The organism is Ruegeria sp. YTSA108, assembly GCF_059610185.1.
In genome coordinates, this window is sequence record NZ_JBXWND010000011.1 from 51731 (window position 1) to 64839 (window position 13109).

Annotated in this window: 18 protein-coding genes; 6 read left to right on the forward strand and 12 right to left on the reverse strand. The window is 57.5% G+C overall.

Translation table 11 applies throughout. From position 1 onward, the window contains the following. Nucleotides 1-6: 6 nt before the first annotated feature. Genes AC2FHW_RS15145 through AC2FHW_RS15155 form a run of 3 tightly spaced genes read right to left on the reverse strand, consistent with a single transcriptional unit; the run spans nt 7 to nt 1860 of the window. A complete protein-coding gene (locus AC2FHW_RS15145) occupies nt 7-837 on the reverse strand; it encodes a carbon-nitrogen hydrolase family protein (protein ID WP_142638271.1) in 831 nt (276 codons plus the stop codon). After that, nucleotides 837-1094: a glutaredoxin 3 gene (gene grxC, locus AC2FHW_RS15150; protein ID WP_142638273.1), complete on the reverse strand. Its 258-nt coding sequence runs from the start codon at nt 1092-1094 to the stop codon at nt 837-839. Before grxC ends, AC2FHW_RS15145 begins: the two co-directional genes overlap by 1 nt. Nucleotides 1095-1131: 37 nt before the next feature. Then, a complete protein-coding gene (locus tag AC2FHW_RS15155; RefSeq protein WP_281973580.1) occupies nt 1132-1860 on the reverse strand; it encodes a ComF family protein in 729 nt (242 codons plus the stop codon). A 16-nt stretch (nt 1861-1876) separates the two neighbouring features. Between AC2FHW_RS15155 and AC2FHW_RS15160 the strand changes: the two genes are divergently transcribed. Both AC2FHW_RS15160 and hemH read left to right on the forward strand, forming a co-directional pair. Further along, nucleotides 1877-2707 carry a methyltransferase domain-containing protein gene (locus AC2FHW_RS15160; RefSeq protein WP_281973579.1) on the forward strand — a complete coding sequence of 277 codons (831 nt, stop codon included), beginning with the start codon at nt 1877-1879 and terminating at the stop codon, nt 2705-2707. A 57-nt stretch (nt 2708-2764) separates the two neighbouring features. Continuing rightward, a complete protein-coding gene (hemH, locus tag AC2FHW_RS15165; protein WP_142638279.1) occupies nt 2765-3814 on the forward strand; it encodes a ferrochelatase in 1050 nt (349 codons plus the stop codon). Between the two features lie 75 nt (nt 3815-3889). Here hemH and AC2FHW_RS15170 read toward each other — a convergent pair whose 3' ends face one another. Both AC2FHW_RS15170 and AC2FHW_RS15175 read right to left on the reverse strand, forming a co-directional pair. Next, nucleotides 3890-4072, reverse strand: coding sequence for a hypothetical protein (locus AC2FHW_RS15170; RefSeq protein ID WP_142638281.1), 183 nt, complete (start codon nt 4070-4072; stop codon nt 3890-3892). A 139-nt stretch (nt 4073-4211) separates the two neighbouring features. Next, entirely contained in the window at nt 4212-4811 is a 600-nt protein-coding gene (locus tag AC2FHW_RS15175; protein ID WP_142638283.1) for a L,D-transpeptidase, read from the reverse strand. A gap of 168 nt (nt 4812-4979) precedes the next feature. On the opposite strand from AC2FHW_RS15175, the gene dalA reads away from it, so the two are divergent. Next, a complete protein-coding gene (gene dalA / locus AC2FHW_RS15180) occupies nt 4980-5495 on the forward strand; it encodes a divisome-associated lipoprotein DalA (protein ID WP_142638285.1) in 516 nt (171 codons plus the stop codon). A gap of 48 nt (nt 5496-5543) precedes the next feature. On the opposite strand, the gene AC2FHW_RS15185 is transcribed toward dalA, so the two are convergent. The 7 genes from AC2FHW_RS15185 to AC2FHW_RS15215 form a co-directional block, all read right to left on the reverse strand. Continuing rightward, nucleotides 5544-6008 carry a PTS sugar transporter subunit IIA gene (locus tag AC2FHW_RS15185; protein ID WP_142638287.1) on the reverse strand — a complete coding sequence of 155 codons (465 nt, stop codon included), beginning with the start codon at nt 6006-6008 and terminating at the stop codon, nt 5544-5546. A gap of 60 nt (nt 6009-6068) precedes the next feature. Then, complete coding sequence (gene hpf, locus AC2FHW_RS15190) at nt 6069-6632, reverse strand: ribosome hibernation-promoting factor, HPF/YfiA family (RefSeq protein WP_271950796.1); 564 nt, start codon at nt 6630-6632, stop codon at nt 6069-6071. A gap of 252 nt (nt 6633-6884) precedes the next feature. Beyond that, nucleotides 6885-7643: an LPS export ABC transporter ATP-binding protein gene (gene lptB, locus AC2FHW_RS15195; RefSeq protein ID WP_142638291.1), complete on the reverse strand. Its 759-nt coding sequence runs from the start codon at nt 7641-7643 to the stop codon at nt 6885-6887. Beyond that, nucleotides 7643-8095, reverse strand: a complete 453-nt coding sequence (locus AC2FHW_RS15200; protein WP_142638458.1) for an LptA/OstA family protein — start codon at nt 8093-8095, stop codon at nt 7643-7645. Before AC2FHW_RS15200 ends, lptB begins: the two co-directional genes overlap by 1 nt. Before the next feature lie 42 nt (nt 8096-8137). Then, nucleotides 8138-8737, reverse strand: coding sequence for an LPS export ABC transporter periplasmic protein LptC (locus tag AC2FHW_RS15205; RefSeq protein WP_496697374.1), 600 nt, complete (start codon nt 8735-8737; stop codon nt 8138-8140). 11 nt (nt 8738-8748) lie between these two features. Beyond that, complete coding sequence (locus AC2FHW_RS15210; protein ID WP_142638295.1) at nt 8749-9717, reverse strand: KpsF/GutQ family sugar-phosphate isomerase; 969 nt, start codon at nt 9715-9717, stop codon at nt 8749-8751. After that, nucleotides 9714-10328 carry a ribonuclease D gene (locus tag AC2FHW_RS15215; protein WP_496703761.1) on the reverse strand — a complete coding sequence of 205 codons (615 nt, stop codon included), beginning with the start codon at nt 10326-10328 and terminating at the stop codon, nt 9714-9716. The genes AC2FHW_RS15210 and AC2FHW_RS15215 overlap by 4 nt, the downstream gene beginning before the upstream one ends. A 161-nt stretch (nt 10329-10489) precedes the next feature. Here AC2FHW_RS15215 and AC2FHW_RS15220 point away from each other — a divergent pair, with 161 nt between their 5' ends. The 3 genes from AC2FHW_RS15220 to AC2FHW_RS15230 all read left to right on the forward strand — a co-directional run bounded on the left by AC2FHW_RS15220 (nt 10490) and on the right by AC2FHW_RS15230 (nt 13065). Next, the gene (locus tag AC2FHW_RS15220; protein ID WP_282022182.1) at nt 10490-11809 is read left to right on the forward strand and encodes an MFS transporter; all 1320 of its coding nucleotides are present in this window, start codon (nt 10490-10492) and stop codon (nt 11807-11809) included. A gap of 55 nt (nt 11810-11864) precedes the next feature. Further along, on the forward strand, nt 11865-12293 hold the full coding sequence (locus AC2FHW_RS15225) for an Lrp/AsnC family transcriptional regulator (RefSeq protein ID WP_142638301.1): 429 nt from the start codon (nt 11865-11867) through the stop codon (nt 12291-12293). A gap of 73 nt (nt 12294-12366) precedes the next feature. Next, nucleotides 12367-13065, forward strand: coding sequence for a lytic transglycosylase domain-containing protein (locus AC2FHW_RS15230; protein ID WP_496822162.1), 699 nt, complete (start codon nt 12367-12369; stop codon nt 13063-13065). The last annotated feature ends 44 nt before the right edge of the window (nt 13066-13109 follow it).

The following is a 13109-nucleotide window of genomic DNA, read 5'->3' on the forward strand; positions in this document are numbered from 1 at the left end:
TCTGGATCAGGGGCCGTCAAAGGGACGGACATGTGTCAGCGAAGGCACGCGGCTTCGTGCTTCTGTAACAGAACTATCATCCAAATTGAAAAAGTGAATGCCCTGATCGGTCCCTGCGTCGATGACGACCTCTCCCCATGGGGCAACGACCATGCTGTGACCGTAGGTTTTGCGGGTCTTTCCCCTGGTTTTAGGGTGTTCACCGGTCTGCGCCGGGGCCAACACCCAGCATCCGTTTTCAATCGCCCGCGCCCGCAACAGCGACTTCCAATGGGCCTCACCCGTGACCGGTGAAAAAGCGGCTGGAACCGTCAGAATGCGCGCTCCAGCCTGCGCCAGAGATGCGTACAGTTGGGGGAAGCGGATATCATAACATATACTCAGACCCACCTTGCCGAAATCTGTCTCGGCTATGACCGCTCGTGTGCCGGGACGGTAGTTTTTGGACTCGCGAAACGTCTCGGCCTCGGACACCTGCACGTCGAACATGTGGATCTTGTCATACCGCGCCACGATCTGCCCCTGAGGATCAATCATGAAAGACCGATTGGCAAACCGACCACCCGCATCATGTGTTTTGATCGCCAACGAGCCGATCAATAACCAGATCCCCAGGCTCGCGGCCTGCTCGCGCAGCCCCGCTAGTGTCAGGTCATCTTCTTCGTATTGCAGGATTTCCCGCTGCCGTGTGGACGAGGTGGACACGCAATTCGTCACCTCGGGCGTCAGAACGAACCGCGCACCCTGCCCTGCCGCTTCGGACATCAGGGCGCGCACCATTTTCAGGTTTTCAGCCGGATCATCCGACGAGGTGATCTGAAGCAGGACGCTTTTCATCAGGCCGCCAGCAAACCGTCCAGCTTGCCCTGACGTTCCAGCTCATACAGGTCGTCGCATCCACCCACATGCTGCGATCCGATAAAGATCTGGGGTACGGTGCGCTTGCCACCGGCGCGCTGGATCATTTCAGGTTTGCGTTTTGGGTTCCTCAGCACATCGACTTCCTGAAACTCGACGCCCTTCTGATTCAACAGCCGTTTTGCAGCGTGACAGAAGCCACAGAGCGGCGAGGTATATATTTCTACCGATTTCATATTCCGTACCTTTGGGTTTCGCACAATCCTGGGCGAGTTAGGTATCCTTGGCAACGCGCGCTAGGGTCAACACAAAAATATGATTTGCCCCGGATGCACGACAGACACGTGCACATGAGGTCAATGTTGCGCCTGATGTCATGACATCATCGACCAGCAGAATATCGCGCCCCTGCATCTGCCGAAGCCGCCTGGGATGCGCTGCAATCGCATTCTCCAGCGTTTCCATGCGCTGTGCGGCTGTTTTTCCATCCAAAACCGGCGTTCTTGTCCGTCGGACCAAAAGGTCCGGACAGGCCTCCAACCCGGTTTGCCGCCCCAGATGCTGCGCCAACAGGGCGGATTGGTTGTACCTGCGTTTCAGCAACCGGGACCAATGCAGCGGTACCGGCGCGATCAGCATGTCCTCGCGAAACAAATCCCGACCCGCCAGGGCCATCCAGCGCGCCGCAGGGCGTGCAAGCTCGGGCCGGTCCCCATGTTTCAGAGCCAGAATCAGGGATCGCGCCTTGCCATCATACAAAAGCGCAGACCGCCCATCGCGCCAGGGGCGCGGCGTTTTCATACAGTCATCACATTCGATTCGGTGGCCATCGGCCTCACCCGGCAAGGGCACGCCGCAGCTTTCACATACAGCGCCACCGATAAAGGGCGTTTCACGCCAACAGGAGCCACAGAGGCCGAAATCCGACTCGGTCAAATCACCGCATCCCAGACAGCGCGGGGGATAGATCATCTGGACAGCGGTTTGAATCCGCTGCCACATGCGATAGTTGCGCCCTATGAAACTGCCTGATTCCAACGCACCCTCACTGTTCGACCGCGCAATCCTTGCACGGCGTCGGTCCCGCGCACGGGAAGATGCCTTGTTCTTGCACCGCGCCGCAGTTGACGAGGTTCAGGATCGGCTCGCCTTGGTTAATAAAAGCTTTACGGACCCGGCGATCGTGACCCCTTTTGCGCAAGTCTGGCAGGATGTGTTGCCAATGGCGCGGATCATCCCGGATAACGAGGTGCTGGACCTGACTCCCGGTGCCCATGATCTGGTGATCCATGCCATGGCTTTGCACTGGGCCAATGATCCGGTTGGGCAGTTGATCCAGTGTCACCGCGCGCTGCAACCTGATGGGCTGTTGCTGGTGATCTGTCTGGGCGGTGAAACCCTGCGGGAACTGCGCGCCGCACTTGGGCAGGCCGAGGTTGAGGTCACGGGCGGCCTCAGCCCCCGCATCGCGCCGATGGCCGAGCTGCGCGATCTGGGCGGGTTACTGCAACGCGCCGGACTGGCCCTGCCGGTTGCTGATACCGCGCGATTGACGGCGGAATATCGCGATCTGACCCACCTGATGCATGACCTTCGGGCAATGGGTGAAACCAACAGCCTGCAAAACCGCATGAAACACCCCACAAACCGGCAGGTCTTTGCCCGGGCGCAACACATCTATGCCAACCATTTCAGCACTGATCAAAAACGCCTCAAGGCGACATTCGAACTGGTCTGCCTAACCGGCTGGTCTCCCGATGAAAGCCAGCCAAAACCGCTGCGTCCGGGCTCGGCCCAGATGCGGCTTGCGGATGCTCTGGGCGCAAGCGAAGGCAAACTGTCCGATTGACGAATGCGGAATTCCGGTTATCTCAGCCCGAAGCAAAGACATCTCAGGAAGTGAAACATGTTTGACGCCACACGCCCCGATCATGCCCCGGCGGATCACCCCAAAGTCAAAACGGGCCGCGTCGGCATCCTGCTGGCCAATCTCGGCACCCCCGACGATTACAGCTATTGGCCCATGCGCCGTTATTTGAACGAGTTTCTGTCGGACCAGCGCGTGATCGACTATCCCAAGTGGAAATGGCAGCCAATCCTGCAGGGGATCATCCTGACCAAACGGCCCTTCAGCTCGGGTGAGGCGTACAAGTCGATCTGGAACCACGACAAGGGCGAAAGCCCGCTGATGACGATTACCAAGGACCAGACCGCCAAATTGCGTGACGCGATGCAGGCACGCTATGGCGACAAGGTCATGGTGGAATTCTGCATGCGCTACGGCAACCCATCGACAAAATCAAAGGTCCGGGAAATGGTCGCGGCAGGCTGCGACCGGGTTCTGTTCTTTCCACTGTACCCACAATACGCAGGCGCCACGACCGCCACGGCCAATGACCAGTTTTTCCGCGCTCTGATGGATGAGACGTGGCAACCCGCCAGCCGTACCGTGCCCGCCTATTTTGACGAACCCGCCTATATCGACGCATTGGCGGGCTCGGTTGAAAAGGCCTATGCCGCGATGGTGGACAAACCGGACATACTGGTCTGTTCCTACCACGGCATGCCGGAACGCTACCTGCAACAAGGCGACCCCTATCACTGCCAATGCGCAAAAACGACTCGGTTGCTGAAAGAAAGGTTGGGCTGGTCTGACGACCAGCTTGTATCGACCTTCCAGTCACGATTCGGCCCGGAAGAATGGCTCAAGCCATATACGGTCGACCATGTGGCCGAGTTGGCAAAACAGGGTAAGAAGAAGATCGCCGTTATCGCACCAGCGTTTTCCTCCGATTGCATCGAAACGCTGGAAGAGATCAACGAAGAGATCAAAGAGAGTTTTGAGGACGCGGGCGGCGAAAGCTTTACCTATATCCCATGCCTGAACGATGACGAATCGCACATAGCGGCCCTGGGCAAGGTGATCGAGGATAATTTGAAGGGTTGGCTGGACTAAGCCACCCAGTCGACTAGGCACAAAAAAAGGCGGTGGAAAGCTCCACCGCCTTTTCTTTAGATATCGCTTGTCGAATTAGCTTGCTGCAACAGCTGCGGCAACAACAACCAACAGGATCAGCGGCAGGATGATGCCGTTTGACGAACCCTGAGTTTCTTCAACAACAACAGGTGCTTCAACAACCGGCTCTTCCAGGTTGCCTGCATAAGCGGTCGAAGCAGCAGCAGTCAGTGCAGCGGCGAGAACGAGTTTCTTCATATTAACCTCCAGGATACGCACGGTTCCGTATAGTGAAACCATGCACTCAAGACTTACCTCGTGTTTTTTTCTAATCAGCTATCCAACTGGAATGCAAATGGAAGTTGCGCCACAAGCGGGTACCTGCGCGGAAATGTCGTCAAATTAGCAACACTTGCGTGCCAACCCTGGCCATTGAGAACAGTTCGGCAATATCGTTGTTGAAAAGACCGATGCACCCATTCGAAGATCGGCGCCCAATTTTGCGCGTATCATGGGTTCCGTGAATTCGGTAATATTTCCAGCTTAGATATAAAGCATGTGTTCCCAGAGGGTTATCCGGACCCGGCGGGATATAGTCTGGCCATTCCGGATTTCTTTTCTTCATCGAAGGTGTTGGCGACCAGCTTGGGCCCTCGACCTTGCGGATCACACTGGTCCGGCCGCGGCGCGTCAGCTCTTCGGTCAGGGGAACCGACGACGGGTATAGTTTGTACACCGATTGATCGTCAGACCAGTAATGCAGCGCCCGCGACACTGTATCGACAAGGATAGCGCCGTTTTTCGTGTTGGAAAAATAGGGCTGCCAGTCCAGCGCCCTGAAGCCAGAGATGTTACGGCGCACCGCGGGTTCGTCCTCGGGTGCGGGGCGCAGCGGGTCTCCGGGGGTGTATTGGGCAATCGCAGGCGAGGCGACCAGAGCCGAGACACCCGCGACGAATCCGCGTCGGGTTGTATGAGTAATGCTTTTCTTGACCATGATCGCAGGTCCTTTTCACAGAAAATCTAAAAATCCTGTGCATTTTATTGCCAGAATGCTTCAGTCGCAATTGAAACCGGCAGAATCACGCAGAACAAAGCCATTGTGCGTTTGCCCACAGCCTTCTGTCACGCTATGCCGTATGGCAACACAATAATCAGGTCGATCATGACGCGCATCATTTCATTACTGTTTGCTAGCTTTATTGCACTGGCCGCCTGTACGCCGGGTGGATCCCCAACCTATGGGGCAGATGGGCGCCCCCTGCCAACGGTGTACAAGATCCGTGGCAATCCAGAAAAGCTGCAATTCCGGATGTTGGATTCGGTTAACGCCCTCCGCCAGGCATCGGGCCTTCAGCCGGTACAACTGAATGCTCAGCTCAATGCCGCGGCCGCCACCCATTCCAAGGATATGGCGCGACAGAATCGGCCCTGGCACTTTGGCTCGGACGGATCTTCGCCGTTGGATCGGGCGACGCGCGTCGGCTATTACGGCACCTTCCTCGGCGAGGCGATCTCGGAAACCTATGAGACCGAGACCGAAACGCTGGCCGCCTGGATGCAGGAACCCGGACCGCGAAATGTCATCATGGATGCCAAAGCCACCCAGATGGGCTTTGCCTGGCACCAGGAGAACGGCGGGAAGATCTGGTGGACCCTGGAAATGGGAACCGGTGGTTAAAACGCAAAAGCCCCCGAAAACCGGGGGCTATTTTTGCCTTTGGGGCAGTTAAGCCGCCTGGACCGACTGCGCCTCGGTCAAAATTGCATAGAGCTTGACCGGATCAGGATTGGCGCGCAGCTTTGCGCAAACCGACGTATTGCGCAGCGTTCTGGACACCAGCGCAAGCGCCTTTAGGTGGTCCACGCCCGCCTCTTCTGGGGCAAACAACGCAAAAGCGACATCAACCGGCTGGCGGTCTACCGCACCGAAATCAATCGGCTTTTCCAGCATTACGAAAACGCCAGCCACTTCGGCCAGATCACCCAGCCGCGCATGTGGCAGGGCAACTCCATGACCAACGCCTGTTGGGCCAAGGCTCTCCCGCTCGAGCAGGCCATCCACAACAACCTGCGCGTCAAGACCAAGGGCCCCCTCGGCAACATCGCCGATTTCCTGAAACAGCCGCTTCTTGCTGGAAGCGGCGGACAATACACGTACTGCCTCGGGCTTCAGTATGCTCGAAAGCTCCATGATCACGCTCCATGGCCTTGCCCCTGCTTGTGCAGGGGCTTGCCTTGCTATTCTTGCCTGTTACGGATCAATCCAGCCAATGTTGCCGTCCTCACGGCGATACACGACATTCAATCCGTCCTTGTTTTCATTCCGGAACACCAGCACCGGGGCGCCGGCTAGTTCCATCTGCATAACGGCTTCACCAACACTCAACGATGGGATCTTGGTTTCCATCTCAGCCACGATCATCGGCTGCAGCGTTTCAGGTTCATCAGCCGACTCTGATTCGTCAGAGGCGAGGATATAAGAGGAAGCACCAAAGAGTTCAACCGGCTCGGATCGGTCCTTGTGATGGTCCTTGAGGCGGCGCTTATACCGGCGCAACTGCGTTTCCATCTTGTCACAGCAGGCCTCGAATGCTGCGTAGATTTCGATAGCGTGGGCCTTGGCCTGCGCAGTCAGGCCGGTCGAAAGATGCACGGTGGCTTCGCAAACATACTCATGCGCAGAACGGGAAAAGACGACATTGGCGTCGGTCGGGCGCTGGGCATATTTTCCAACAACCTCCCCTAGCTCGGTCTGCACATGGGTCTGCAGTGCCTCGCCGATGTCGATCTGTTTTCCGCTAATTTGGTAACGCATGTGATCTCCTTCACAATTCACACCCATTTTGACGCTGCGTTACGCAACGCACGTGTTTTTATCGGGTGGGGGATATCGGCATATTCCGCAGTTGCTGAGAAACGTACCCCTTAGCAAAGGTGCACCGCGATCCCGACTGGAACTGAAGAAATGCCATAACCCAATTGAGGCAAGAGACGGCGGCAGAGTCAATCAAAACAGGCGTGTATATACGTGATTTCAGCCATGCGCTGGGCGCAATTCCGCGCAAGCCTATGAAATACGGAAGTTTTCGCCCAAATAGACCCGGCGGACATTTTCGTTCTCGACGACTTCATCCGGCGTGCCCGACATCAGCACCTGACCATCATGCAGGATATAGGCCCGGTCCACGATTTCCAGTGTTTCGCGCACGTTATGGTCAGTGATCAGCACGCCGATGCCGCGCTTTTTCAGGTCCGCTACCAGATGGCGGATATCGCCGACGCTGATCGGGTCCACGCCTGCAAACGGCTCGTCCAGCAACAGATATTTCGGATCAGCCGCAAGACAACGGGCAATTTCGACACGGCGACGCTCGCCACCGGACAATGCCAATGCCGGGGCGCGGCGCAGATGTTCGATCGAAAAATCGGACAACAGCTCTTCCAGCCGCTCTTTCCTGCGATGGCTGTGCTTCACGGTGATGTCCAGAACGGCGGCAATGTTGTCCTCGACACTCATCCCGCGGAAAATCGACATCTCTTGTGGCAGATATCCGATCCCAAGCCGCGCGCGCCTATACATCGGCAGGGTCGTCACGTTTTGGCCGTCAATGGTCACAGTGCCAGCTTCGGGAAAGACAAGCCCGGCGACCGAATAGAACGTTGTGGTCTTGCCTGATCCGTTCGGACCCAACAAGGCAACCACCTCGGACCGGCCCAACGTCATCGAGACTTCGCGTATTACGGTCTTCTTACGGTATGATTTCCGCAGTTTCTCGATCCTGAGGCCGGAACCGCCTTCGGCCACAGACAAATTCGGACGCTCCATCAGTTGCTATCCGGATTCAGAATGGTTTTGACGCGGCCAGTCATCTTTGCCGTTCCGGTCGTCAGATTGGCATTCATCTGATCGCCGCTGATAACGCTGGGGCCTTGCGTCAAAAGCACATTTCCGCGCATCACGATTTCGCCCGAGTCGATTGTGTATTCGGCCCAGTCGCCTTCGGCTGCATCAGGCGGGCTGACAAGAACCACATCATTTGTCGCCTCCATCCGCTCGATTCCGGACCTGTCGGCGTTGTAGATGACCAGGACCCGCTCGGCGGTCAGGCGCATCTCACCCTGCACGATCAGGACGTTACCGATAAACTCGGCCGTGCCGTCTTCTTGATTGACGTTTAGGGATTCCGAGGTGACTTCGACCGGCTGGCTTGGATCCGCCTTGGCTGACCCGAAGGCGACCTGCGTTTCCTGTGCCGACGCCGAAAAGGCACCGACCATCAGCGCAAAACTAACAACAGCAAATCGCAAATCAATCACGGCTTATCTTTCTGTTTTTTCAGGCTCGTATACCAGCTTAACACCATCTGTAAAAAGAATATGGACCGGCCCATCCTTTTTTTCGGTACCAAATGTCATGCGTCCCGCGGAAAAATCTCCAATGATGCCGGTGCCATCGACCTGACCCGGAGTGTCGCCGCGGATTTCATCCAGAGAGGTATTCAGAAGATCAGTTCTGACCTGAATTCCGTCCGTCGTCGTTATCAGGACATCCCCAACAAACGTTGCGGAATTCTTGTCCGGGCGGATCATACCGGAATTTGAATCCATCGTTATGATGCCGCCATTCAACAATCCCAACCGCCCTCTAAACTCGGCAGTCGTGGGCAATGACCCTTCGCGCCCCTGGGTCGCTTGGGCCGCCTGAATTTGAACTTCCTCGCCTTTTCTGGTTGTTCCAAGATAATGGGGTTGGGTCACCACTTGGTCGGCCAGACGTTCATCTATGTCTTTTTGGGTAAACGGGACGGACACGCTGGTTTCGATGCTGCGTGACAGCAGGAAAACCGTCGACAGCAGCACAATGGCTGCCAAAGGCAGCAACACCTTCAGAAATTGCACCATCCGGGAATGTCCGTCCATCGAACGCCCCTCTACCCCAGACCAACGCGCAGGCAATCATGGATATGCAGCACGCCCAAGGCCTGGCGATCACTGCCCTCCTCGACCACAAACAAAGAGGTGATCTTGCGGTCATTCATGATGGCCACCGCCTCTTCGGCCAACGCGCCGGGCGGGATGGTTGTTGGGTTCTGCGTCATCACCTGCTCGGCCGTTTTGCCCAGCAAGCCCTCCATATGACGCCGCAGATCGCCATCGGTGATGATGCCCACCACCTGACCTTGCGGATCGACAACCCCGGCAACGCCAAAGCCCTTGCGGCTGATCTCGATCAGCGCATCGCTCATGGGTGTTCCGACCGAAACCAGCGGCAACGCATCGCCCTTGTGCATCAGATCCTGCACCGTGCTCAGCTGTGCACCTAGTTTTCCACCGGGATGAAAGGCGCGGAAATCTTCGGGTTTGAAGTTGCGATACTTCATCAACGCTATCGCCAGCGCGTCGCCCATGGCCAAAGTCAACGTCGTGGAAATCGAAGGCACCATGCCATAGCCGCAGGCCTCGCCCAATGACGGGATCAATAGATGCACGTCTGCCTGTTTCATCAGCGTGCTTTCCGGCTTGCTGGACAGGCCAATCAGTGGAATGCCAAAGCGGCGGGTAAAAGCCAGCAGGTTGGCAAGCTCTGGCGCTTCGCCCGAATTCGAGATGGCCAGAACCACATCGCCTTTTGAAACCATGCCCAGATCGCCATGGCTGGCCTCGGCCGGGTGCACGAAATAGGCCGGTGTACCGGTGCTGGCCAGCGTGGCCGCGATCTTGTGCCCGATATGACCCGACTTGCCGATGCCGCTGATGATGATGCGGCCCGAGGCCTGCAAAATCAGCTGAACCGCTTGGGCAAAATGTTCATCCAGACCGTCGGCCAGTACCTCCAGCGCGCGGGCCTCGTCTGTCACCACCTGACGGGCGGTTCTCAGAAATGCTTCGGTATCAGTCATGAGTGCGCAAAAATATCCGTTTCTGGCCATCCGGCTAGATCGAGTTTCGCACGCATCGGCAAGAAGTCAAAACAGGCCTGCGCCATCTCTGTCCGGCCCTCTCGCGCCAGGCGCTTGTTCAACTCCTCCCGCAGGCGGTGCAGATACAGAACATCCGAGGCGGCATAGTCCAGCTGCGCCTCGCTCAACGTTTCGGCGCCCCAATCGCTCATCTGCTGCTGTTTCGAGATATCGACGCCGATCAACTCGTTGCACAGGTTTTTCAGCCCGTGCCGGTCGGTATAGGTGCGCACCAGACGGCTGGCGATCTTGGTGCAATAGACTGGCGCGGCTAACGCACCAAAGGCGTGATACATCGCGGCAATGTCGAAACGGCCAAAATGGAACAGTTTCAGCACATCCGGGTTTTCCAGCATGGCACACAAGTTCGGTGCCTCGGTCTGGCCCTTTTCGACCTGAACGATATGCGAATTGCCATCGCCGCCCGACATCTGGATCACGCAGAGGCGGTCGCGATGCGGGTTTAGACCCATGGTTTCACAGTCAATGGCCACCACCGGCCCCATATCCAACCCGTCCGGCAGGTCGTTTTTGTACAAATAGTTAGCCACCCGAGTATTCCTTTGCGCGGTATCGCCACCGAGATAGGCGCTTTATTCCCTAAACTCAACGCCATCCCTGTACGCCAGCCGGTTGCCGCTGTCGCAGTTGGTCAAGACCTAAATGAAGGTTTGGGGTGACAGAGCCTTTAGACTGCGGCAGATATCAATCAATGTTGAGCGTTCTTAGAAATCGGACCTATCGCCACCTGTTGGCCGCGCAGATCGTAGCCCTGACGGGCACTGGGCTGGCCACGGTCGCGCTGGGTCTGTTGGCCTTTGAACTGGCAGGGGATGCGGCCGGCCTGGTGTTGGGCACCGCGATGACCATCAAAATGGTGGCCTATGTCACGGTCGCGCCATTGGCGGCCGCGTTTGCCGAGCGGCTGGACCGGCGCAAGATGTTGGTGGTGCTTGACCTGATCCGTGCGGCTGTCGCGCTGTGTCTGCCTTTTGTGACCGAGGTCTGGCAGGTTTATGTCCTGATTTTCGTGCTGCAATCCGCCTCGGCCGGATTTACCCCTGCATTTCAGGCTACAATCCCCGATGTACTGACAGATGAGCGCGAATACACCCGTGCCCTGTCCCTATCGCGGATGGCATATGATCTGGAGAGCCTGCTAAGCCCCGTATTCGCCGCAGCCCTGTTGTTGTTGGTCAGCTTCAACAGCCTGTTCTGGGGCACCGCCCTGGGATTTGTCGCTTCGGCGCTGCTGGTGGTGTCGGTGGCTTTGCCATCACCCAAACCAAGTAAGCCGCGCGGGATATACGAACGGACAACACGTGGCATACGCATCTATTTGAATACACCCCGGCTGCGGGGCCTTCTTGCCCTGAGTTGGAGCGCGGCAGCACTCAGCTCAATGGTGATCGTCAACACTGTGGTCATCGTGCGATCAGATCTGGGGCTGTCGGAAAGCGCCGTTGCCGCTGCGCTGGCCGGTTTTGGTGGCGGCTCTATGCTTGCCGCTTTTATCCTACCCCGGATGCTGGACCGGATCGAGGATCGAAAGGTCATGTTTGCCGGCGCCCTTCTGTGCTGCACCACCATGGCCGGGGCCGCCGCAATATTTGCGACAACCCCGCTGTCTTTGGGTCTGTTGATCGTTTTGTGGGCCCTAGCTGGCTTTGGCTATTCCACCACGCTGACGCCGTCTGGCCGCCTGCTGACCCGCTCGGCCCATCCCGAAGACCGCCCCGCCGTCTTTGCGGCCCAATTCACGCTGTCTCATTGCTGTTGGCTGGTGCTGTATCCTCTGGCAGGCGGGCTGATGACCCTGTTTGGGGCCACAACTGCCCTGAGCTTTATGGCGGCGATGTCCTTTCTGGGTATTATCGGTGCGGTCACCCTTTGGCCGCGTTCTGATCTGCATTCGGTGATCCACGACCATCCTGACCTGCCGCGTGACCACCCGCACATGGCCGGCCCGCCACCGCATGCTCATCCCGTCATAATAGACGACCTGCACCCCCGTATCCCGCGTGAGCCTTGAGCCCTGCTGCCGTTTTGCCCTAAACCGGAAAAACCAGACCCGCACCGGAGCGCCAATGGATCAGCTTGACCGCCGCATCATCTCAGTCCTGCAACATAATGCCCGCGAGTCGACCACAAAAATCGCGGCAAAACTGGGCGTTGCCCGGACAACCGTGCATGAACGCATCAGCCGGATGGAAGAACGCGGCATCATTGCCGGCTATTCCGTGATCCTGAACAGCCCCGAAGATGCCCCCCGCGTCCAGGTTGTCGTTCTGCTCGAGGTCCAACAGAAGGAAACCACCCGTATCATCAAGCGGCTCGAGGCCTATCCCGAGGTTAAACTCTGTCTTTCGATCAACGGTGACTTTGACCTGCTGTTGACCGCTGACGCGCCAAGGATCGAGGATCTGGATATTCTCGTTGATGATCTGGCACGAATCCCCGGTGTTCTGCGCACCAATACGAGCGTTGTTTTTGGCCGGCGGATTGATCGAATCTGATTGACTGATAACCCTCTGTAAACCAAGGCAAGGCTAGCGTGGCCCGGACTGATCAGAATCCCGGACCGGCAGAATGCCAAATCGCCTATTCATTGTCATAGCATGTGTTGCGTTGCTTCTGGCAGCGCGTCAGAGCTTTGCGGGCGCGGAGGCCCGGATGTCTCAGGCATGTGATCAGGCCGCCCGCCGCGCGGCCCTCGCCCAAGACATACCGCTTGATGTGCTGCGCGCCATAACGCGGGTGGAAACCGGCCGCGCGGTCGAAGGCCGGCTTGAGCCATGGCCATGGGCAATCAATGTCGAAGGGCGCGGCCATTGGTTCCGATCTGAGCAGGAGGCTAAAGCCTATGTCGCGGATATTTTCCAAGCCGGAAAGCGCAGCTTTGATATCGGGTGCTTTCAAATCAACTATCGCTGGCACGGGCAGGCCTTTCAGTCGATCGATGCCATGTTCGACCCCGAGACTAACGCCAGCTACGCGGCCCGGTTTCTGAAACAGCTATATTCCGAACTTGGGTCGTGGCCGGCAGCGGTGGGGGCCTATCACTCGCGAACCCCGGCTTTGGCCAAGACCTATTCCAGCCGCTACCAGATTGTTCATGCTCAGCTTGACCCGGGCACGGCGGTGCAAACTGCCCGCATGTCGCGTGATCCCTTCACACAACCCGCCGCACCGCTGTTCCCGGTGCAAATCACCCAGTTTCCGACGGGTGCGATGGGCTCCTTGATGCCAGCCGCGGACACCCAAACAGCCTTCATCGCCTTCAACTAGGAGAATTACGTGCCCAGACTTGACGTCCGCTCCCTGTTTTCTCC

What these genes read in the sequence shown, in the direction of transcription:
- dalA (WP_142638285.1), top strand. Translation starts at nt 4,980, where the DNA reads ATGACGCGCATCATTTCATTACTGTTTGCTAGCTTTATTGCACTGGCC.
- AC2FHW_RS15225 (WP_142638301.1), top strand. Translation starts at nt 11,865, where the DNA reads ATGGATCAGCTTGACCGCCGCATCATCTCAGTCCTGCAACATAATGCC.
- AC2FHW_RS15160 (WP_281973579.1), top strand. Translation starts at nt 1,877, where the DNA reads ATGAAACTGCCTGATTCCAACGCACCCTCACTGTTCGACCGCGCAATC.
- AC2FHW_RS15145 (WP_142638271.1), bottom strand. Translation starts at nt 837, where the DNA reads ATGAAAAGCGTCCTGCTTCAGATCACCTCGTCGGATGATCCGGCTGAA.
- hemH (WP_142638279.1), top strand. Translation starts at nt 2,765, where the DNA reads ATGTTTGACGCCACACGCCCCGATCATGCCCCGGCGGATCACCCCAAA.
- AC2FHW_RS15200 (WP_142638458.1), bottom strand. Translation starts at nt 8,095, where the DNA reads ATGGTCGGTGCCTTTTCGGCGTCGGCACAGGAAACGCAGGTCGCCTTC.
- lptB (WP_142638291.1), bottom strand. Translation starts at nt 7,643, where the DNA reads ATGGAGCGTCCGAATTTGTCTGTGGCCGAAGGCGGTTCCGGCCTCAGG.
- AC2FHW_RS15155 (WP_281973580.1), bottom strand. Translation starts at nt 1,860, where the DNA reads ATGTGGCAGCGGATTCAAACCGCTGTCCAGATGATCTATCCCCCGCGC.
- AC2FHW_RS15230 (WP_496822162.1), top strand. Translation starts at nt 12,367, where the DNA reads ATGCCAAATCGCCTATTCATTGTCATAGCATGTGTTGCGTTGCTTCTG.
- AC2FHW_RS15205 (WP_496697374.1), bottom strand. Translation starts at nt 8,737, where the DNA reads ATGGACGGACATTCCCGGATGGTGCAATTTCTGAAGGTGTTGCTGCCT.
- AC2FHW_RS15170 (WP_142638281.1), bottom strand. Translation starts at nt 4,072, where the DNA reads ATGAAGAAACTCGTTCTCGCCGCTGCACTGACTGCTGCTGCTTCGACC.
- AC2FHW_RS15210 (WP_142638295.1), bottom strand. Translation starts at nt 9,717, where the DNA reads ATGACTGATACCGAAGCATTTCTGAGAACCGCCCGTCAGGTGGTGACA.
- grxC (WP_142638273.1), bottom strand. Translation starts at nt 1,094, where the DNA reads ATGAAATCGGTAGAAATATATACCTCGCCGCTCTGTGGCTTCTGTCAC.
- AC2FHW_RS15185 (WP_142638287.1), bottom strand. Translation starts at nt 6,008, where the DNA reads ATGGAGCTTTCGAGCATACTGAAGCCCGAGGCAGTACGTGTATTGTCC.
- hpf (WP_271950796.1), bottom strand. Translation starts at nt 6,632, where the DNA reads ATGCGTTACCAAATTAGCGGAAAACAGATCGACATCGGCGAGGCACTG.
- AC2FHW_RS15175 (WP_142638283.1), bottom strand. Translation starts at nt 4,811, where the DNA reads ATGGTCAAGAAAAGCATTACTCATACAACCCGACGCGGATTCGTCGCG.
- AC2FHW_RS15220 (WP_282022182.1), top strand. Translation starts at nt 10,490, where the DNA reads ATGTTGAGCGTTCTTAGAAATCGGACCTATCGCCACCTGTTGGCCGCG.